The sequence below is a fragment of the Prevotella sp. CAG:255 genome, assembly GCF_000431195.1.
GTDB classification, from domain to species: Bacteria; Bacteroidota; Bacteroidia; order Bacteroidales; family Bacteroidaceae; genus Prevotella; species Prevotella rara.
The window spans coordinates 1-22,303 of record NZ_HF986771.1 but is presented as its reverse complement, the minus strand read 5'-3'; the positions used below and the strand labels follow the sequence as shown (position 1 = coordinate 22,303).

Sequence of the window (22,303 nt, the reverse complement as noted above, 5' to 3'; positions counted from 1 at the left end):
TGAGACTTTTAGTAGGGTTGCGGAATTGAGGTTTATTAAGGAAATCATTAACACCTGAAAATGCAATTTGGTTAATATATTTGTCAATCTCCTCTTCTGTCATACCGATGCCTCGATCGCTGATTGTAAGTGTGTTGTTTTTCTCGTCGAGAGTAACACGTACCGTCAAATCGCCAAGTTCACCTTTGAATATTCCTTTATCAGCAAGTGTTTTTATTTTCTGTGTTGCATCTACAGCATTGCTTACCATTTCACGAAGGAATATTTCATGGTCTGAATACAAGAATTTTTTGATGACGGGGAAAATGTTTTCTGTTGTAACCCCAATATTTCCTTTTTGCATAGCTATATGTATTTTAAATGTATTTTTGTAATAAGTAATCGTCAAATCAACTTGCAAATACTGTGCCATAATTGTCGCTTACTTTTATTGTTATTAATTAAGTGCGGGAGATCTTTATTGCTTTTGTTATTCGTAATAATATCTGCCTGACATTCTAAAATTAGATATAAGTAATGATTAAGGCTATTGTTTTAATAAAATATTATTGATAATTAATTGATTGTCAGATGGCTGTGTTTTATTGCTATAGATTCTGCTTTTTGTAAATGCTGTTGGCTATAACTTTTTTAGATGTTTCAAAACAATTTGAATTTGTATACGACAGGAATAAATAGATTGATTCATTTTTTGTGTCGTAGGAAATGAAGTATCTTTGCATATATAAAGCTAATTTACAGCTATGGAAAAACTCGAAACTAAATTTACTACAATTGGCAAGTATTATGCAGAGCATTTTAATGATTTGCGTGCATTCGTTGTAAGCAGAATTAAAGAAACAGAATACGCCGATGATATTGTTCAAAATGTATTTATTAAGTTATTGTCAATAGATAAAATTTTGACAGAAGAGAGTCTTTCAAATTTGGTTTATACTATAACGCGCAATCTTATATACGATTATTATAGGCATAAAAAATCAGTGGATGATTATTCTTGTTATGTTGTGTCTAAGACTAAAAAGGACTCTTGTGATGACTTTCCAAATTATTCATTTGAGGAAATTATCGAAATACTTGATTGCGGAATTCAGAAACTAAATGAAAATCAACGAAAGATTTACAAGATGAATATATACGACGATTTGGCTGTTTCTGAGATATCTAAAACATTAAATATGAATTATAAGAGTGTCGAAAATAAGTTAGGTAGTGCTCGTAAGGTTATTAGAAAGTATATGAGCAAAATGTTAGCATGATAATGGTTAATTAATACATTCGATAGGTTGTTTTAAGGTTGTTGCCCTTACATTCGTAGTGATATGAATGTAGGGCTTTTTATTTGGATAAAAACAGCTTATTATTCTATATGTCAATTATGATTAATAATCAAGGCAAAAGTCGTGAACATCTTTCTTGTTTTATTCTAAATTTCTAGGATGATTTTATAAATTTCAAAATGAAATAAATCCATATGATTTGATTTATAAATAATAGTAGTGTATTTACAGTTACAAATAAGTGGGCATTTATGATACGAAACTGGTCTGTTCATTACAGGTGAACGATAGGTTAATAATTTAGAAATTTTATATGTCTTTTTGCTTGTGATTTTAAGTAAAGCACGTTTTTTACTTAGTTGTCCCTTAAAACCATCATAATCTGTTGGTATTAAGTAATCAGATTACCGATTAGGCCGTAACTTTTATAAGGGTGTGGTGGGAGATATTGTAAACGTGCTTATGGCGGCTGCAGCCAATAACTTCAAAAGAGCCATGAAAGCTCTTTGTTGCATGCTTCAAAAAATATAAGAGATGCTGTCCAGGATGATGTCTCGTAAGAATAGGCTTTTAGGAATGATTAAATGGATTATTTGATGTGGAACTTGAACAAAGTATAATAAATAATCTCCTTAACTATTGACAAAAAATGTCATTAGTTAAGGAGATTTATCTTTAGTTATATATGTAATAAAAATTACATAATGTCGCTTATAGGCAAATGATTATTAATCAAGCCATTTTACATAACAGAAGTCTTGACGGTGAGGCAGGGCGGAATTTTTTGGATACATTCTGACGGCAGTCTTGTATGTGCCTGCTTCTGATGCCTCCACTGTAGCTTCAAATGTGTAAAGGTTGCCTTCATGTCCGATTAACTTGAATGGGAATACATTTGAAATACGGTCTTCGCCATTATTGTCAACAGTTAATGAAACAAATTCAAGTCCTATTGCGTCATTTAAGCCCTGTTCGTCAATTACGTATCTAATTTTGTATGTAACTCCTGTTTCTAAACCAGTGTTGGGGAACATAGATTCTTTTGATACAACATGTATTGAGTCCCAACGTTCAGCTACACTTTCTTTCCATTGTGCAATGTCTTTTGCTAAACGATTATCATTTGCTGCAAGTTTCTCGAAACGGATAGCTTCTTTTGTATAGAACTTTTCGTAATAATCATCCAATTGTCTCTTCATGGTATAATGAGGAGCAATTGTTGCGATAGAGTTCTTTATCACTTTAATCCAACCTTCACTATATCCGTTTTCATTCTTGTTATAGTATAAAGGTATGATTTCATTTTCCAATAATCCGTAGATTGTTGCAGCATCAAGCTGGTCTTGGTAGCCTTGATTCTTGTATGTACGTTTCTCTGTAAGTGCCCAGCCGGCTCCTTCACGATATCCTTCGAGCCACCAGCCGTCCAAAACAGACAAATTGACAACACCGTTCATTTCAGCTTTTTCACCAGATGTACCAGATGCTTCAAGAGGACGTGTCGGTGTGTTCATCCATATATCTACACCTGAAACCAGGCGGCGTGCAAGTTGCATGTCATAATCCTCGAGGAAGATAATTTTGCCTAAGAATTCAGGACGTTGGCTAATTTCGAAAATCTTCTTTATAAGACCTTGGCCTGCGCCATCTGCAGGATGTGCTTTTCCTGAGAACAGGAATTGAACAGGACGTTCTGGATTGTTGACAATTTTTGCCAGACGGTCGAGGTCAGTAAACAGAAGGTGTGCACGCTTATATGTAGCAAATCTTCTGCAGAAACCTATCATCAAGGCATTTGGATTGATCTTTTCAAGCAAAGAAACAACTCTTGAAGGATCTCCTTGATTCTTTAGCCATGTTTCACGGAATTTATCGCGAATATAATCTGTAAGTTTCTTCTTTAATACCATGCGTGTGTCCCAAATGACATTATCTGGAACTTTGTATATTGCATGCCATATGCTTTCATTGCTTTGGTCAGACATGAAAGCTGAGTCAAAATATTTGGCATATAGCTTACGCCATTCTGTTGCTGCCCATGTGGGGAAGTGAACACCATTGGTAACGTAACCAACGTGGTTTTCCTCCGGATAATAACCTTTCCATATTCCTGAGAACATCTTCTGGCTGACCCATCCATGGAGCTTACTTACACCATTCACTTCCTGACAAGTGTTGCAGGCGAATGTTGACATACAGAATTTCTCGTTGTGGTCATCAGAATTAGTGCGTCCCATGCCAATAAATTCATCCCATGTGATGCCAAGTATTGAGGGGTAACCGCCCATATATTTGCCAAACAGGCCTTCGTCAAAATAGTCATGACCGGCAGGAACCGGAGTATGAACAGTGTAAAGTGATGAGGCTCTAACCAGCTCTATTGCCTGATTGAAAGAGAGTCCGCTTTGTACATAGTCACAAAGACGCTGAAGGTTGCATAATGCTGCATGTCCTTCGTTGCAGTGGTATATTTGTTTCTTGATACCTAATTTTTTAAGAGTTAAAATACCTCCGATACCTAACAGAATCTCTTGTTTCAGACGGTTCTCCCAGTCACCACCATAAAGAGAGTGGGTTATTGGTTTGTCAAAATCAGAGTTCATTTCATTATCTGTATCAAGTAGGTAAAGCGGAATTCTACCAACATTAACTCTCCATACATAAGCATGAACCTGATAGTTCATATATGGAACATCTACAACCAAGGGATTGCCTTCGGCATCAAGTTGGCGAACAATAGGAAGTGAGTTGAAGTTTTGAGCTTCGTAGTTTGCAATCTGCTGTCCGTCCATGCTGAGGGACTGCTTGAAATATCCATAGCGATAAAGGAATCCTACGGCACACATATCAACATTGCTGTCAGAGGCTTCTTTCAGATAATCACCGGCTAACATTCCTAGACCGCCTGAATATATCTTAAGAACTTGGTTAAGACCATACTCCATGCTGAAATATGCAACAGAAGGACGTTTTGTATTTGGTTTAACGTCCATATATTTACGGAACAGTGAATATACGTCCTTAACTTTCTTCATTATTGTCTTATCCTTGACAATTTCTTCTTTTCTGTCATAGCTAAGACGTTCGAGCAATAAAACAGGATTATGACCAACTTCTTCGTACAATTTTTCATCTAAGCTGCGCCATAAATCTCTTGCTTCGTAGTTCCATGCCCACCACATGTTATGAGCAAGTTCATCTAAACACTTTAATTGTTCAGGTAATCTTGATTTTACAGTCAGTTCTCTCCATTGTGGAGCGTTGACATAGTCTGCTTTAATTTTCATTGTTTATTTAATTTATGTAATTTACAAATTGATTTAATGCTTTCTTGCTTCTGCTCGTCTGAGCGCAAAGTCATATGCTTGGTAATAGTATTTTATAAAATTGCTCCATAATGCTTTCTTAGACAGCTTTTCTGCATTGTTTCGGGCTTTCTTAATCTCGCTGTCGGACATATTGGAGAATTCTACAATTGTATCTTTTATCTTATCAGCAACTTCAGAATAATTGTAATCTGTACGGTGAATAACTTTTACGCCGTCAGTAATTTCTCCATATCTTCCAAATTCGGCATTTGCCCAAAGCCCAAAGCCTGCTAAATCAGATGTTATGCATGGAACCTTAAATGCAATTGCCTCCAATGGAGTATATCCCCAGGGTTCGTAGTATGAAGGATAAACGCAAAGGTCATTTCCTAATACGAGGTCGTAATATTTCATGTTGAAGATACCATCGTTGCCATTAAGATAACAAGGCAGGAATATCAATTTTACTTTGTCGTCATACCTGTTTTGCATGTCTAAGAATTTCAACATTCCTAATACATTGTCCTGACTCATATTTTGAAGCCAGTGTGTTATCATTGGTACTGGTAATGGCTCGTTGTATTCCTTTTGTGACTTAATACGTTCTTTTAAGTCTTCGCGAGGTTCACCAACCCATCCGGGAACTTCGATGAATGCAAGTATTTTTTTGTTCAGACGGTTATCTCTAAGCAACCTGTTCATTGCTTCTATGTATACATCAACTCCTTTGTTCCTGAACTCATATCGTCCACTAGTTGATACAATGAGTGTGTCGTCGTCTAAGTCTGTTCCGAGTAATGCATTCGCAATGTTTAGAACATGTTTGCGGGCAATATTCCTTTTTCTGGTAAACTCTGCGCCTTTGGGTACAAAATCATTTTCAAAGCCATTGGGCAAGATAACGTCTACAGGCTTATCCAGAAGTTCTTTACATTCATTTGCTGTAATTTCACTTACAGTAGTAAAGCAGTCTGTGTATTTAGCAGTTTGTTTCTCAATCGAATGCTTGCTTTGCATATTGAGCTCGTTAGCCATTTGATCACCATTATAAGCAAACAGATAATCATATAACGGCTTATTGTTTCCTGCAATACTTCTTCCTATACTCGTGGCATGAGTGGTGAATATTGTTGCAATTTGTGGTATCTTGTAGCTTAAGTACAGAAGTCCTAACCCGGTCATCCATTCATTTGCATGATATATGACCCTTTGAGAATCGTCAAGATAAAAATTATAGAAACTTTCAACTACCTTGGCAGCTGCATATGAGAACATAGACGCTTCGTCATAATCACCATAGGCATGTAGACTGTCTACCTGAAAATGTTCCCATGTCCATGTGTAAATATTGTTTTTATCTTTATAATATTGATTGAAGTTTACCAATATTGCAATAGGTTGTCCTGGTATATTCCATCTTCCAATTTTAATAACAAGACCTTCTTTGTTGGCTTGTTCATGCCATTCAGAAAACAGTTTGTTATCTTCTATGAAATAAGGATTATCGTTAATAAAAACATCAGGACCGATAAAAATAATTTTGTCTTTCAGAAGATTCTGTAGGGTTTTTGCTCTTGTTGAAAGAACTGTATATATACCTCCGACCTTATTGCAAACTTCCCAACTAGATTCAAAAATATAATCAGGTGTTAATAATTTTGTTGCCATAATTCTTTTGTAATATGGGCGCAAAGTTAATAAAAAATCATACAAAAACAAATTTTGTATTATGTATTTTTAAGAAATGAGAGATTTTATTGATTTATGATTATTTTATTAATAACTATTTAAAATGATTGCAAAATAGTTATTGTTAAATATTAAAGAGGATATATGTTTTTTATTTTGAATGCTAAAATCTGCGCGCTTATAATTAAAAATGAAATATGGCATAATATTTGTTTGTGATAAAATGTTTATCTTTGCATCGTAAAATTATTGTAAATAAGAATATATATAAAATGACCAGTCAATTTTCACCAAAAGTGTCTCAAATTCTAGCGTTTAGCAGAGAAGAGGCAGCCAGGTTAGCCAGCAGGTCTGTTGGTCCGGAGCATTTGCTGCTTGGTATACTTCGTGACAAGACGGGCCCTGTGCATGAATTATTTTTGAAATTAGATATAAACTATCAGTCAATAAAAACCGAGTTGGAACAGAAGGTGCGTGAAGATGATTTTATGCAACCTTTAAATACTCGTGAGCTTGTGTTGAATGAAAAGGCCAGTAATATTTTAAAACTTGCTGTTTTGGAGGCCCGTATTCAGTCTATGCAAATGGTTGATGAACAGCATTTATTGTTGGCGATTTTACATGATCATGCAAATAATGGAGCAAAAGAGGTGTTAGAGTTTAATAATATGAGTTATGAAGATGCGTTAACCTATTTTCAGAATAAATCAGGTTATATGACAAATGATGGGATTGACATGCCTGATAAGGATGAAGATGAGGACGGCATGCTTAGTATTAATGGCGGTAATTCGCAGAAATCAAATCCGCAGAATACTGCAACTGGTGTACATAGAAGCCAAGGAAAAACGCCAGTGCTAGATAATTTTGGAACCGATTTGACGAAATGCGCCTCGGAAGGAAAACTGGATCCTGTTGTAGGCCGTGAGCGTGAGATTCAGCGCGTTGTAGAAATCTTGTGTCGTAGGAAGAAGAACAATCCAATCTTGATTGGAGAACCAGGTGTAGGTAAAAGTGCAATAGTTGAAGGTCTGGCTCAGCTTATTAACAAGCATCATACATCACCAGTCCTATTCAATAAGCGTATAATTAGTCTTGATATGACTGCTATTGTTGCAGGCACAAAGTATCGTGGACAATTTGAGGAACGTATACGCGCACTGATTAAGGAAATAGAGCAGAATCCTGACGTCGTTATTTTTATAGATGAGATACATACGCTTATAGGAGCCGGTTCTACTCCGGGTTCAATGGATGCCGCCAATATATTGAAACCGGCATTAGCACGTGGCACTATTCAGTGCATTGGAGCAACGACATTAAGTGAATATCGTAATTCAATCGAGAAGGACGGAGCTTTGGAACGAAGGTTTCAGAAGGTTATTGTTGAACCGACAACGTCTGATGAAACTATAACCATCTTGAATAATATAAAAGAGCGTTACGAGAATCACCATCATGTTTCTTATACTAACGATGCCATATTGGCGTGTGTCAAATTGACAGAAAGGTATGTAACCGACAGATTCTTTCCTGATAAAGCTATTGATGTTCTTGATGAGGTGGGTGCACGTGTGCATCTGCGGCACACACAAATGCCTCCTGAGATAAGTGAAAAGGAAAAAGAAATTAATTTTATCAAAGGGAAGAAGCAGGCTGCGGTAAGAAATCAGAACTTTGAGCTGGCAGCAAGTTACAGGGATAAGCAGACAGAATTGGAAGCTGAACTTTCTGAACTTCAGGAAAAATGGGCAAATAATGAGATTGGCACTCGAGATGAAATAACAGAGAATGATGTTACAGAGGTAGTGTCAATGATAACAGGTGTGCCTGTACAACGGATGGCTGAGGCCGAAAGTGCAAGGCTCAAAAATATGGCTAATGATTTGAAAGCTGTTGTAGTTGCTCAAGATAAGGCTATCGAAAAGATGGTTAAGGCTATACAGCGTAACAGGGTTGGTCTGAAAGAGAAAAATCATCCGATAGGAGCGTTTATGTTTTTGGGACCAACGGGTGTCGGTAAGACATATTTGGCGAAGAAACTGGCTGAGCATATGTTTGGCAGTTCTGATGCGTTGATCCGTGTTGACATGAGTGAATACAGTGAGAGCTTTAATACGTCTCGATTAGTTGGCGCTCCTCCGGGATATGTAGGATACGAAGAAGGTGGGCAGCTTACAGAGAAAGTAAGACGTCATCCATATTCAATTGTATTGCTTGATGAGATTGAGAAGGCACATGGCAATGTGTTCAATATGTTATTGCAGGTTCTTGATGAAGGACGTCTGACAGACGGTAACGGCCGCTTGATAGATTTCCGCAATACGGTGATAATCATGACAAGTAATGCCGGAACTCGTCAATTAAAAGAATTTGGACGCGGTATAGGTTTCAATGCAGGTGGCTTTAGCAGTGAAAACATCAATGAAACCGACAAAGAATATGCTAGAAGCATAATACAAAAAAGTTTGAGTAAGCAGTTTAGTCCTGAATTCTTGAATCGTCTTGATGAGATTATAACATTTGACCAGTTGGATCTTGAGGCTATAAAAAGAATTATAGACATAGAGTTAAAGGGGCTTGTCGGCAGAATCAAGGAACTTGGCTGTAACATAAAGATTTCAAATGCTGCAAAAGAGTTTGTCGCCTCAAAAGGCTATGATGTGCAATTTGGCGCAAGACCTTTGAAACGAGCAATACAGAACTATATTGAGGATGGGCTTTGTGAATTGATATTGGATGGAAAATTAAAAGATAATGACGTTATCTTAATAGATAAGAATCCAGATAAAGATAGCCTGTCGTTTAAGATAGAAGGAACAGATTGATTTCTTTGTAATTTAAATATTATTTAATATAGGGGCAAGTCATTTTCAAGATGTTGCCCCTATATTATTTATGTATAGAGAGAACTTCTTTTTTATCAATGGTTTGCTTGGGCTTGGTTATGTAATGGAGCATTTTCATTAATGCATTATCGTCTTTATTTTGAATGTGTGTCGTGCATATAATTTGATTTATAAATTTAGATGTATACTTAATCTTTATTTGTCTAATACTTTTTCTAGTTGTAAAAATTATAACAAATAAAGTTGATTTTGTATTAAAAAGGATTGTTTCGGTTTGTATATGTCCGTTTTGTTAATATAAATACGCGTATGCCTTTCAAATTATTAGTGATTGAGTTTTTGCCCGTAAATCAGTTGTTTTTAATCCAAAAGTCATTTGTTTAATGGATGTATTTCATTGGTTTCTTTCGAAAAAAAAGCAGAAATGTTTTTTCGATGTTTTTTATTAGAATATGTATAGTGAAGCATAAATGATAATATACAGATTTGCGTTTGTCATAAATAATGAATTACATACAGAAAAACATAAGTCTGTTACTGCTGTATTTGTCATTTCAAGTCGTATATTTTTATTCGGTGAACCCTGTAATAGGCACATTGATAATGTTGAATAAGTAAAAACAAGGATTTATTGTTATTTTGTGAAATAATGTTCTATAAGGAATGAAATAATTTCTTTCAAATTAAGTGCAATATAATATTTCAAACATCGTTATATAATCATGAAGATAAAAAATATCATTTTACTAATAAGTTTTCTTTGTCTGTTTGTGTCGTGTACAGACGATGATTCTTTTTCATTGTCAAAATCTGACATATTGACATTTTCAACTGATACGATAAGTATGGATACCATTTTTTCAACGGTTCCAACTTCTACACGTACGTTTTGGGTTTATAATAAGGCTGGCGACGGGATACGATGTACAAAGGTTAGATTAGCTCGTGGAAACCAGACTGGATTTAGAATAAATGTTGACGGAGAATACCTTAGCCCGACGTCAGGATATCAAATTTCTGACGTAGAGATCCGTAAAAATGACAGTATAAGGGTATTTGTTGAATTAACATCTCCGGAAAACGGAAAGCAGGAGCCTCAACTGCTCGAGGATGAGCTTGTTTTCCTTTTGGAAAGTGGGGTAGAGCAGAAGGTTGCTTTAAACGCTTATACGTGGGATGCCAATTTACTGAAGAATGTGTATGTGCAAAATGACACTACTATCGGAACAGACTCTAAACCGACTGTAATTTATGGTGGACTGACGGTTGACAGCTGTGCTACATTGAATATAGCAGCCGGAACTACTTTGTATTTTCATGGTGATGCCGGAATTAATGTATATGGCCGTATGATATCTGAGGGTACGGCAGATAGAAATATTGTGCTTCGTGGTGACAGACTGGATAACATGTTTGACTATCTTCCTTACGATAATGTCAGCGGTCAGTGGCAGGGAATTCGTTTCTATGGTTCTTCTTACGAAAATAAAATCTGCTATACAGACATTCATAGCACATTTAATGGTATTGTTTGTGACTCTTCTGATGTATCGAAGGTTAAACTTCAATTACTTAATGGTACAGTTCATAATTGTCAGGGATATGGCGTTAAATCTGAAAATTGTTCAATAGAGATACGTAACAGCCAAATAACCAATACCTTAAATGATTGTGTGGCAATATTTGGCGGCAGTGCAATAATACAACAATGTACATTGGCACAGTTTTATCCATTTGACTCTAATCGCGGAGCTGCTCTGTATTATTCTAATTTTCAGGGTGAACGTTATATGCCGTTGTTAAAGATGGATTGTCTGAATAGTATTGTTACTGGCTATGCAAACGATGTAATAACTGGTGCGAAGATGGATGATGAAACGAAAGAGTTTAATTATAGATTTGTGAACTCATTATTGCGTACACCAGAAGTTACGGACGATGAGAACATAATTAATGTGACTTTCGAGAATGTTGAGGACACTTCAGCTGTATCAGGAGAAGAAAACTTTGTTTTAGTTGATATAGACAAACAGAGGTATGACTTTCATCTGAACGAAAAATCTCCGGCTATAAACACTGCTGCGATAGAATATTCCTTGCCTGAAGACCGTGACGGAAGACAAAGAGATGAACTCCCGGATGTTGGTTGCTATGAATATTTTAAAGATCCGACAAACAACGAAAATGAATAAATATAAACGTAGACATGGAAAAAATCATTATAAAATCGGAATTAAGTCTGTTAAAATTTGAAGAACTTGATGATATGTCAAAAGCATTGGTAAAAAATGCTATTGAAGCTACAGACAAATCATATTCACCTTATTCCCGCTTTAAGGTGGGGGCTGCGTTGAGGCTTGAGGATGGTACTATCGTGATTGGGGCCAATCAGGAAAATGCAGCATTTCCCGTTACTATGTGTGCTGAACGTGCTGCTATATTTAATGCTCAGTCTAATCATCCAGAGTTGGCGATAACAGCCATTGCAATCGCTGCAAAAAATATAGAAGGACTGGTTAAAACTCCTGTTTCGCCTTGTGGTTCTTGCCGGCAAGTAATATTAGAAATGGAGCAAAGATACCAACGTAATATAAAGATATTACTTTGTGGAACAGATGGCATTTATGTTATTGACAGCATAAAAGATTTGTTGCCATTGTCATTTGTTGATGAATCTATGCACTAAGTTTATTGATATAGTAACTCAAAAATATCCCAGATGACAGTTTAACGTATATGTCGTCTGGGATATTTGTAATAGTATTCATTTTTTGAGGTATCTTCATGTAAAATTTTAGCAGTTGCACAAGCGTGCATACGGACAGTTTTCACATGTTTTTCTTTCTGTAGTAGGCTTAAATGGAGTGGCAATGTCAAATATTTCAGACAATATAGACTTGACATTCTCCAAAAAGTCTGGCAGATATTCAGATATATCGTTAATCTTATTCTTGTTTATTGATATTATCGGATTATATCCTTCTTCTGAAGAGTGCTGTATAAAAAGCAGTGCAGGACTTACAGGCAAACTGCTGCTGTTATATTTCTTATTGCCTCTTACTATTAACGAATATAGCATTATTTGCAGATAATAGTCTGCGTGTATCTCTGTATTTAGCGGACGTATGAATATGTCGTCCAATGATTTCGCATCTTTTAGATTACTGCTTCCTGTCTTATAGTCAACAATTCTTATTTTTTCTGTATTATTTTCTTTATCAACAATTTTGTCCATTCTGTCTATGCGTCCGCCTATGCATATCTTACGTTCGTCACCATTTGCAACAAATTTAATATCCTCATAGACGTCATTTTCAATCCCAATGATAGTAAATGGTGCCAATGCTGAGTCAATTTCAATTAATCTTTTCAGATACCTTATTATTACTTCTCGGTTAATCAGCTGCAGGCCATTATAAAACGATTTGTTATTGTTGTCATTATATTCTTGCTTAAAGTATATCTCGGTAAAGGCCTCATCAACGATCCTTCCAATTAACGATTTGTCTTCCAATGCTTTATTAATGGTTTCTTTTGTAATGATGTGGTTTTCTGCGTCAAGATATTTCCGGTATAATATTTCTGCAGCTCCATGGAATATATTACCAAACATCCTGTTGTCCATTTCGTCACTTTCATCAAGTTCTTTAATCTGGGCAATATTGTAAAAGTAAAATTGCAGCGGACAACGCATATATCTGTTTATTGATGTCGGTGAAATAAATTTCATCGAGTTTAATATATTGACAATGGTTTCATCCTTGGCAATTATATTAGGCTTTGAATATACCAGCTGTTGATCTGTTTTTAGGGATATGCGCTTGATGTCAAAGTTACCGTCTGTCATAAGTTGAAGCATAAATCGGCTCATTTCACCTGTGTGTCCGTCTTCTGTTGAGTTGTTGTATACAATTGTAACGTCAGAGGCTCTCTGTATCAAATTGTAGAAATAATATGCATAAATGGCTACTTTGTTATCTACCGTTGTCAGTTCGTATGCCTTTCTTATCGAATAAGGTATAAAGGACGAGTCCGTTATGCCTTTTGGCATATTTCCCTCATTACATGAGAGAATCAGTACATGCTCAAAATCCAGATTTCTGGTTTCAAGTATACCCATAACTTGGATGCCTTCTGCTGGCTCACCATGAAATGGAATAGAGGTTGAGCTGATCAGTTGCACGATAAGCTTTTGCAATGTTATTACGTCCACATCAAGGTCGCCTGACTTGACCAGTTCATTTAATCTATTGCATAATGTGTACATCCTGAATATCGACTCTTGAAACAATGGGTCTTTGTCTGTATTGCCCATATTTATGGCAACTCGTTTCAAGATGTCCATAAGCCATTGCATCAAATCGTTATTGTTATTCTGTAGCTCAAACAGATGTTTTGTAAATTCATCTTTGTCAAGAATCTGAAATGTTGGATAATAAATGTTCTTTTCTTTTAGTTCATTCAATAGGTCCGAGCATTTTTCTGATATATATTGTGCATAAGGATGCGACAAAATCTGAGCTACATAATGAAGCTGATATCTGTTTTTGTTGTGTGAATAGCCTTTTAATTTAAGATCGAGTAGCTGTAGAACAAACGATGAAACTGGTGTCTGAAAAAGTGGATAGCCAGAAGTGATGTTTACGCATTCAACTTCTTTGGGTATGCAGTGTATGATTGTTGGTAAAAGAGACTCGTCGCATAAAACTATAGCAGTATTTTTACCATCTTTATATCTTTCTTCTTCTTTCAACCAGTCACTTACGTATCTTGCCTGAATGTTTTCTGTGGATGCGTTAGCATATGTAATTCTTTTGCCTGCAGACAAGTTATTATAGATACTTTTGTCAGACGATTTAAGCTCATTAGGAAAGTCTTTAAGGTATTTTTCAATATAGTGACCGGCTTCGTTTTTATTTGGCGGCATATAAAACGAATCAAAGTCCCAATAAAAACCAACTCTATTTTTTTTCTGTAAATTTGAGAATATTTTTTGCTCAACCTTTTGAACCATATTAAATCCGACAAACAGATATTTGTCATATTTATAATCAATATCCTGTTGGGCAACTTCTCTATACAGCATTCCTTCGTATGCAATATTTTGTTCACGGAGTCTTGCTTTGTAGTTGTTATATATATCCTCGAAATGTCCCCATAATTTTAAGAAGCGTTTTTTCAGTTCAGATTCATTGTCTGTCGTGAAATTGCTGAAAAATTTATGCAGAATCTCTTTTTGTTCATCTGTAAGATATGAAATGTCGTCTAATTCATGGATGTCTTTAATGTTCTTGAATACATTTGAGGCATCAGCCATATTCTTGTCTATGTCGTCAAAATCAGCCAATAGTAATTGTCCCCATCCATAAAAATGATCTAGCGATTCGTCTATTTGGGTGCATTCAGTAAAACTTTTATGTATCTCGCATATAAGTTTTATTGAATCTCCAATTAACAGCGATGAATGCTGACGAAAAAAGTCGCTGATAGTAATATATGCCGGTGACCATAAAGGACGGCCGGCTTTTATGGCAAGCTGTTCGTTCAAGAATATTGATGCACGTTTATTAGGAAACACAACAGCTATGTTTGACAAATTAGTGCCATATTTATTTACGATGTCTTCTGCTACGTATTCTAAAAATTTCTTCATGTTACTTCCGTTGTATTAGTTACAAATGATGAGAGTGATTGCGAAATGTATTATTCCACCTTGTTGACCTTGTTTGAATAAACAAACCACAGATATCCTTCAACATTTTGATACCCCATTGATTTTAGTAGAGACATATATTGTTTTACTTGATTTATATATTCGTTACAAGGTTTGCCAAATTTAAAGTCAATAACTTTCATTCTGGTGCCGTCTGTAATTACTCTATCTGGCCGCCTTTCAATAACTTTGTTAGTATTTTTGTCGTATTCAAGAATGCTACATTCGTTAAATACTGTCCAACGTGAGTCAAACCAGTCAGCTACTTGTTTATCAGATAAACGTTTTGCTAGCATACTCCGCATTTTATCTGCCGTTATATCATCATCATAAAGTACACCATCGAATTCGAATTGTTTTAACACATTGTCTATATCATCGGTAGTACGAATCATTGAAAACAATTTGTGTAATACACTACCCATTTTTATATAACGTTCGTGTTCGTTCTCTTCGTTTTCAGATTTTATAAAATCATTACTTTTATTACTTTGTCTGAAATTAGCCACATAGTTTGATGTTTTCATATTTACTTTATATGGCAAAGTCTGTTGTATAAAAACATTTTCTGTTTTTACAGACTTTGTCTCTTCATCACAGCAAAGTTCTCCATACTCAAATATAGTTGGCTCATTTTCCTGTTCAATCCCGGAAATAGAAGCCCCGGGTAATATCTCTGCCAATCCTTTTATGTTATCGTTTAATATCTCAGATCTGTTCCTTATACTTTTGGATGAATTGTTTTTCTTTCCTATAACAAACAGGTTCTTACATGCTCTTGTAAATGCAACATATAGCAAGTTGAGATTATCTACAGTGTTTTGTAAATATTCGTTTTTATAATCATCAACATATATTGTATTGAGCAATTTTTTGTTATAGTCTACAGGAACTATCGGCAATTTGTCAAATGGCTGATATTTCGGATTGCACCATAACGTGGTGTTTCTGTTTTCCAGAGTCCAATCGCAGAATGGAATAATTACATTATCATATTCCAGGCCTTTGCTCTTATGAATACTTATAAGTCTTATACCGTTAATTTCATCACATTGAATTGTTTTTGAATGTATGTTCTCATTCCACTCATTGATGAATTTATCAATATTGCCTGAATTGTTATTTATAAAATCAGAGACCTGATCATAAAAAGCGCATATATAAGCACCTTGTTCATGCATCTTTTCAAGCTCAAAAGTGGAATATATAAATTCAATAATGTCAAACAATGGCTTTTTGATGAGTTGTTGCATATTGTCAATATAGCTTGACGGTAAAAAAGAATCAGCATTGTCAGTTTCTGACACGAAGCTTGTGAGAATTTTACTTACATTCAGATCTTTTTTCAATATTGTATTCTGATATATAACAGCCAAATTAGCTTTTGACATTATGTCGTCAGGATGTACGAGTAACTGTAAGGCAAGCATAATTGTATTAACAGCACTTGATGCATCTAGCCTGAAGGCTTCATCGCTTATAAAAGTCAGGTCGGGTCTTTTTTCCATGAAATAGTCTGCAACAATTGGTATCAACTTATTGTATCTAAATAATATTGCAGTTTTATTCAACGGCATACCTGATTTTATTATCTCATCTATGCTGCTTTCAATATATTCTAATGTCGTATCATTATAATCTTCATTTGGTAGCAGTGTTAATCTTACATATCCGGCTTGGGCTTTTCCTTGTCTTGCATTCTGTTTAACATCTCCATACGCAGTTTTGATTTCATTGGCACTGCTGTCAAGTCCGATTTCTTGGCCACGTGTGTATTCATATTGTGCAGCTAAAGTGAAAAAAGCATTATTGAAATCAATGATGTTTTTTTCAGATCTGTAATTTGTTTGAAGTGAACACACGTCCACCTGCTCCTTTGAAGACGGAAATTGCTCTTTGATATTGTTAAGTAAGCGCCAGTCTCCGGCACGCCATCTGTATATACTTTGTTTGACATCTCCGACAATGAGGTTGTTGACGGTGTCATTATCATTTGAGCCATGACTCATGCATTCTTTAAGCAGGACTTTAAAATTTTGCCATTGAACAGAGCTTGTGTCTTGAAATTCATCTATCATTATGTGTTCAAGTTGACATCCGGCTTTTTCAAATATGAACGGAGAATCATTGTCTTTGATGAGTGAATGAAGCAGGTACTGAGTGTCACTTAGCAGGAATCTGTTGGCATCTTCATTTAATTCTCTCACTTTACTCTCAATTTTATTTAGAAGGCGTAATTTACTAAGGTGTTTCAGAGTAACCTCAACTGTTGCATAAAGCTTCCATTGTTTTGAGCGTTCTGTTTCAGCTTCATGTAGCAGTTTCATTAAGCTTTCATTTACTAATGATATAATAGTATTCCGGTCTGGACTAGTTTTGGTCGTCCAGCTTTCAGCACTGTCAAGGCATTTTTTCAAGGTGTTGTTAACACATTTATCATCACTGAAATCATCTGTTTTAAGTTTTTTGAAATAACTGCATATGCCTTTGCCTTTTGATGCATATGATGTATTAGGGTCTAATCCGGCCTTGGTTGTTTCATTTATAAACCGGTCTGCATATGCTGCCATGCATTTTTTAGCATTACTACGGATTTCTTTTAGCTCCTTAATATATATATCAAAAAAATTATTCTCAGTGATTATCTTATTTAGATTGTCGCTGATGGACTTGTAGTAATCTTGAAAAATGTTTTTTCCAAATGATTTAATCTGACCAATAACATTCCAACCTTTGTTTTCATCGATGTTTGTAAAAATGTAATTTATAAGCCATTGTAATAATTGGCTTGTTGTCGTCAGTGAGTCTATAAGTTGATCTATTGCTTCTTCTTCTACTTGAGAATCATTTAAGCCGATTTTTAGGTTTGCTGTTAAATCTAATTCGCGTGCTAGATTACGTAATACAGACTGAAAGAAAGAGTCTATCGTCTCAACTCTGAAATAGTTGTAATTATGAACGAGGCTATTTAAGGCTATTCCGGCTTGTCGGCTTGCTTGTTCTTCGCTTATATTTAGTTTTCCTGTTATTTCCTTCATGTAAAGATGCGAATCAGGAAGCATTTTCCAAATTCCATATAACTGGCTTAATATTCGCATTTTCATTTCTTCTGTAGCTTTATTGGTAAAGGTTACAGCAAGAATGTTCTTAAAACTCATTGGATTTTTGATCAGGAGTTTTATATATTCAACGGCAAGGGTGAATGTTTTACCGCTTCCAGCGCTAGCTTTATATACTGTTAATTGTTTCATGTTAAAATATTAATTGTTACCAGTCTCTAAACAATTCAAATCCGAACCTACATCCTATACCTTCAAAATCAGCATTTCGAGTCGCTAAAAATAAGCCCATAGAAAAAAATCTGTTTGTGAACCCATATCCACATTCTATATATGGATGTAGATGCTCAACAAAGAGTGTGTTTACATATATACGTTCTATCTCCATCAGTCGCCCTACATATGGTATTCGGGACAATAACATTAATGGCGATTCGTAAGTTGCATTTGTTCGCACATAATATTCCGAAGCATTATACCAGTTGCTGTTTAATAATTGAAATTCACCTGTCCAATCGTCATTCCATCCTCCAGGAATATTCTCTTCTCTGAAATTTGTATAGTCTAAGAAATATGATGTTCTACTTTTGGATGTATAAAATCCACTGCCAACTCTAAGAGAAATAGCTTTCAGAGAATGAAATTGTTTTTTCCATGAAGCATCGAACTCAAAGCGTTCATATTCCATATCTGAGTTAAATACATTTTTTACTCCTCTTTCGTAGTCAGTCGTAAATATAGGTCCGTTCCATCCGTATGGCCGGAATTGTATTTGTAATGATGGAGCAAACGAATAATATTCTGTAGGCCTTTTTGCTTGCTCAAATCCTGTTTTATCAACGGCAGAGCGTTTGTGATATATTATACCAGGTTGTATGCTCCATTTATCCGATAAGTCATAATTTGCTTTGAATTTAAAGTAGAAATCTTTAAAATAATCTAAATTCATGTTGTCCCAATTGATGGAATCAAGTGTCTCATTTTTTATTTGGTCTACTATACTGGAGTTGGTAATTCTATTTCCATTACCAATTTCAAATTCTGTATATCCATTTCTTCTCTTATTGTATGTAAAACGGATAGGCATTCTGAAATATAGCTGATGCTGTTTAAACGAATATCCTGAATTAAAAGATAAAGAAATATCTTTATTTAAAGAAAAATTATAACTGCCGTTGATTTTTAATTTGTATGTTATACCCTTTCGCCCGCTGTAACTTAATTCCAATGGATTTAAAATTGGAGATATTCTAAAAGCGCCCTGGTTGTTGGTTCCAAAGTTACCTTTTGTGCGATTGATAATGTGATCACCTAAAACATCCCATAAAACTTGGTCCCAACGTTTGTTTTCTTTGACATTCTGGATTGTATCAGTTGTGTTATTATAGCCATATTTGATATAAGCATCTTTAAAGTGGATAGGCAGCGTGTCTGGCCTTATTTCTTCCATTAATTTGATGTCGTGTGAATTTATTATTGAATCGGGTAGGGTGATAGGATTATCATAAACCGAATGATAAGATGCATGAATTTTATTTCCTATAAAATGAAATACGGCGTCAATATCGCATTTCTTAGGTAGTAATGAGTATATGCCATATTTGCCCATTAATACGTCTATATGAAACTTCACCATATCGTATTCGCCCATAAATTGCATTCGTATAATTCTACCTGTAGTTCTTTCGACAATTGCAGAACCACTTATCATTTGTGTATTGTGGAGTTTGGGCCTGAAAACAATTTCAGAACGATTATCTGTTAAACTTGTAATATCGTATTTGTATAGCTTTGTATTATATGTATTAAATGGAGAAAGAATTTGATTGTCTAATATTGTTACATCATAAATATTCGGCATCAGATATTTCAGCAATGTAGTCATTGCATTTTTATGATGGGGTATGGTTCCAATATTTAATTGGCGTGTCGCTTCAGAAATGTAATTGTCTTTAATATATATATTGCTGTATGTTTCCCCTACATATTCTCGCCTTCCTCTTGATATCGCATACATGGAAGGTATAGCCATCAATGTTATATTTCTTTTATCTGTTTTAAAATAATATCTTAAATAGACATTTGTGTGGATTCCTTTTACTTCTTCTGATACACTTTGTTTGTATTTCAGAACTCGTTGAAGTATTAGCGAGTCTGATGTCGTTTCAGCTTTTGTTCTGTACGGTATAAGACAGAAGACTAAAAGAGATGTTAATATGATTCTTTTAATAATTTCCACTTTGCAAATATACATGTTTTTTTTCAAATCGAGTTATTTCTATATATTATATACTTTTAAATAGGCAATGCCTGTTTTGCCTGTTGTTCAGATTGTTGTCTATTGTAAACATTTGATTTATTTATAGCCTAATAGACGTTGATTGTATGAATTTGATATTAGATAATAGATGTATCTTTGAAAATTACAATATTTATCTTATCAAGATAGATTTATTGATAACTGTAATTAACTTTACAGAAAAATTGCACAAATAATTTTGAAATGTGCAAGTAATGATTTATCTTTGCACAAATTTATTATTTTTGTGCAATGGAAAAAATACCAAGTTTTAATTCGTTTATAGAAAAAAGCATTATTGATAATTGGGATTTAGATGCTTTAACTGATTATCAAGGTGTAACACTTCAATATAAAGATGTTGCAAGAAAAATTGAAAAGTTGCATATAATGTTTGAAAATAGCGGTGTTGTAAAAGGTGACAAAATTGCCATCTGTGGCCGTAATAGTGCAAACTGGGCTGTAGCCTTTATTGCAACACTTACGTATGGAGCTGTTGCTGTTCCTGTTTTGCATGAATTTACACCGGAGCAAGTTTATAATATAGTAAATCATAGTGAAGCAAAACTGCTGTTTGTCGGAGATGTTGTTGCTACAACTATAGATGCAACAAAAATGCCAAGTCTTGAAGGTATAATATATATACCTGATTATTCATTGGTTGTTTCGCGCACAGACAAGTTGACATATGCACGAGAGCATCTAAATGAGTTGTTTGGTAGGAAATATCCTAAGGCATTTAGAAAAAATCATATACATTATTATATTGAACAAAGTCCTGATGAACTTGCTTTGATTAATTACACAAGTGGAACAACGGGTTTCTCGAAGGGTGTTATGTTGCCGTATAGGGCATTATGGGGAAATTTGGATTTCGCAATGAATGCTTTAGGAAAAAATATTTCCAGAGGTTCAAACACTGTAAGTATTTTGCCTATGGCGCATATGTATGGAATGGCTTTTGAGTTTTTGTTTGAATTTTGTCATGGATGCCATATATTCTTCTTGACACGTGTACCTAGTCCTGCGATTATTGCACAAGCATTTAAGGATATAAAACCGGCAATAATTATTGCTGTTCCCTTAGTTGTTGAGAAGATAATAAGAAAAAGAGTCTTTCCTAAGATTCAAAATAATAAGATGCGCTTATTGCTCAACATGCCGGTTATAAGTAAAAAAGTTAAGCAGAGAATATGCGAAGAGGTTTATAATGCCTTTGGTGGTAACCTGTATGAAATAATTGTTGGAGGAGCTGCGTTTAATCAGGAAGTAGAGTCTTTCCTGAAGAGTATAGACTTTCCGATTACCGTTGGTTATGGGGCAACAGAATGTGCTCCGATTATAACATATTCCGATTATCATGATTTTGTCCCGATGTCGTGTGGTAAGGCTGTGATACATATGGAAGTTAAAATTGATAGTCCAGACCCATATAATGTTCCTGGTGAGATTTTGGCCCGTGGAACAAATGTTATGTTAGGATATTATAAAAATGAAGAAGCAACTCACCAGGCTTTGGACTCAGATGGCTGGTATCATACAGGTGATTTAGGCTTAATAGATGCAGACGGTAATGTTTTTATTAAGGGTAGAAGCAAGAATATGCTTTTGGGGGCAAATGGTCAAAATATTTATCCCGAGGAAATCGAGGATAAGCTAAATAGTATGGCAATGGTTGTGGAAAGTCTCGTGATACAGAAAGACGACAAACTTGTTGCATTGGTATATCCTGATTATGAGGAAGCAAGAAATTTAGGCTTTTCGAAAGATGATTTGCAGAATATTATGGAACAGAATATGGCTGAATTGAATCAAGTAATGCCATCTTATTGCAAGATTTCCAAGATAAGACTTCAAGATGAAGAATTTGAAAAGACACCTAAAAAGAGTATAAAAAGATATCTCTATAAAGATATTGATATTTAGAATTTACTTTTCTGAATACGGTTCCTGTATTCATTAATATTGAGATATAAATATTCATCAAGAAAGACGTTGATAACAAATTTGTTATTCAGCCTCTTTCTTGCTTTTTTATAGTAGACTTTATGCTTTATCTGTTGCAATAAGGAAATTTCGGCTCACCCGATAAATAGTGGGGAAAGA

General features: G+C 34.9%; 11 protein-coding genes. 5 read left to right on the top strand and 6 right to left on the bottom strand.

Annotation, left to right across the window (positions count from 1 at the left end):
* Nucleotides 1-343: ATP-binding protein (locus tag QVO66_RS01970; RefSeq protein ID WP_288172446.1), on the bottom strand; the 343-nt coding region annotated here is incomplete at its 3' end.
* Between the two features lie 400 nt (nucleotides 344-743).
* On the opposite strand from QVO66_RS01970, the gene QVO66_RS01965 reads away from it, so the two are divergent.
* Complete coding sequence (locus QVO66_RS01965; RefSeq protein WP_021853704.1) at nucleotides 744-1,259, top strand: RNA polymerase sigma factor; 516 nt, start codon at nucleotides 744-746, stop codon at nucleotides 1,257-1,259.
* A 749-nt stretch (nucleotides 1,260-2,008) separates the two neighbouring features.
* On the opposite strand, the gene glgP is transcribed toward QVO66_RS01965, so the two are convergent.
* Both glgP and QVO66_RS01955 read right to left on the bottom strand, forming a co-directional pair.
* Nucleotides 2,009-4,567, bottom strand: a complete 2,559-nt coding sequence (gene glgP / locus QVO66_RS01960) for an alpha-glucan family phosphorylase (protein WP_021853703.1) — start codon at nucleotides 4,565-4,567, stop codon at nucleotides 2,009-2,011.
* Nucleotides 4,568-4,600: 33 nt separating this feature from the next.
* Entirely contained in the window at nucleotides 4,601-6,256 is a 1,656-nt protein-coding gene (locus tag QVO66_RS01955; RefSeq protein ID WP_021853702.1) for a glycogen/starch synthase, read from the bottom strand.
* Between the two features lie 293 nt (nucleotides 6,257-6,549).
* Here QVO66_RS01955 and QVO66_RS01950 point away from each other — a divergent pair, with 293 nt between their 5' ends.
* From QVO66_RS01950 to cdd, 3 genes are all read left to right on the top strand, one after another.
* Nucleotides 6,550-9,105: an ATP-dependent Clp protease ATP-binding subunit gene (locus tag QVO66_RS01950; protein WP_021853701.1), complete on the top strand. Its 2,556-nt coding sequence runs from the start codon at nucleotides 6,550-6,552 to the stop codon at nucleotides 9,103-9,105.
* 866 nt (nucleotides 9,106-9,971) lie between these two features.
* A complete protein-coding gene (locus tag QVO66_RS01945; protein ID WP_369678036.1) occupies nucleotides 9,972-11,318 on the top strand; it encodes a right-handed parallel beta-helix repeat-containing protein in 1,347 nt (448 codons plus the stop codon).
* 14 nt (nucleotides 11,319-11,332) lie between these two features.
* Nucleotides 11,333-11,812 (top strand): cytidine deaminase, encoded by a 480-nt coding sequence (gene cdd / locus QVO66_RS01940; RefSeq protein WP_021853698.1) that lies wholly within the window; start codon nucleotides 11,333-11,335, stop codon nucleotides 11,810-11,812.
* Between the two features lie 108 nt (nucleotides 11,813-11,920).
* On the opposite strand, the gene QVO66_RS01935 is transcribed toward cdd, so the two are convergent.
* Genes QVO66_RS01935 through QVO66_RS01925 form a run of 3 tightly spaced genes read right to left on the bottom strand, consistent with a single transcriptional unit; the run spans nucleotide 11,921 to nucleotide 20,152 of the window.
* Entirely contained in the window at nucleotides 11,921-14,779 is a 2,859-nt protein-coding gene (locus QVO66_RS01935; RefSeq protein ID WP_021853697.1) for a PD-(D/E)XK nuclease family protein, read from the bottom strand.
* A gap of 50 nt (nucleotides 14,780-14,829) precedes the next feature.
* Nucleotides 14,830-18,090, bottom strand: coding sequence for a UvrD-helicase domain-containing protein (locus QVO66_RS01930; protein ID WP_021853696.1), 3,261 nt, complete (start codon nucleotides 18,088-18,090; stop codon nucleotides 14,830-14,832).
* Nucleotides 18,091-18,106: 16 nt separating this feature from the next.
* Entirely contained in the window at nucleotides 18,107-20,152 is a 2,046-nt protein-coding gene (locus tag QVO66_RS01925) for a DUF5686 family protein (RefSeq protein WP_288172445.1), read from the bottom strand.
* A 297-nt stretch (nucleotides 20,153-20,449) separates the two neighbouring features.
* Between QVO66_RS01925 and QVO66_RS01920 the strand changes: the two genes are divergently transcribed.
* Nucleotides 20,450-22,123 carry an AMP-binding protein gene (locus QVO66_RS01920; protein ID WP_288172444.1) on the top strand — a complete coding sequence of 558 codons (1,674 nt, stop codon included), beginning with the start codon at nucleotides 20,450-20,452 and terminating at the stop codon, nucleotides 22,121-22,123.
* Nucleotides 22,124-22,303: the final 180 nt, after the last annotated feature.

What these genes read in the sequence shown, in the direction of transcription:
- QVO66_RS01965 (WP_021853704.1), top strand. Translation starts at nt 744, where the DNA reads ATGGAAAAACTCGAAACTAAATTTACTACAATTGGCAAGTATTATGCA.
- glgP (WP_021853703.1), bottom strand. Translation starts at nt 4,567, where the DNA reads ATGAAAATTAAAGCAGACTATGTCAACGCTCCACAATGGAGAGAACTG.
- QVO66_RS01955 (WP_021853702.1), bottom strand. Translation starts at nt 6,256, where the DNA reads ATGGCAACAAAATTATTAACACCTGATTATATTTTTGAATCTAGTTGG.
- QVO66_RS01950 (WP_021853701.1), top strand. Translation starts at nt 6,550, where the DNA reads ATGACCAGTCAATTTTCACCAAAAGTGTCTCAAATTCTAGCGTTTAGC.
- QVO66_RS01945 (WP_369678036.1), top strand. Translation starts at nt 9,972, where the DNA reads ATGGATACCATTTTTTCAACGGTTCCAACTTCTACACGTACGTTTTGG.
- cdd (WP_021853698.1), top strand. Translation starts at nt 11,333, where the DNA reads ATGGAAAAAATCATTATAAAATCGGAATTAAGTCTGTTAAAATTTGAA.
- QVO66_RS01935 (WP_021853697.1), bottom strand. Translation starts at nt 14,779, where the DNA reads ATGAAGAAATTTTTAGAATACGTAGCAGAAGACATCGTAAATAAATAT.
- QVO66_RS01930 (WP_021853696.1), bottom strand. Translation starts at nt 18,090, where the DNA reads ATGAAACAATTAACAGTATATAAAGCTAGCGCTGGAAGCGGTAAAACA.
- QVO66_RS01925 (WP_288172445.1), bottom strand. Translation starts at nt 20,152, where the DNA reads ATGTATATTTGCAAAGTGGAAATTATTAAAAGAATCATATTAACATCT.
- QVO66_RS01920 (WP_288172444.1), top strand. Translation starts at nt 20,450, where the DNA reads ATGGAAAAAATACCAAGTTTTAATTCGTTTATAGAAAAAAGCATTATT.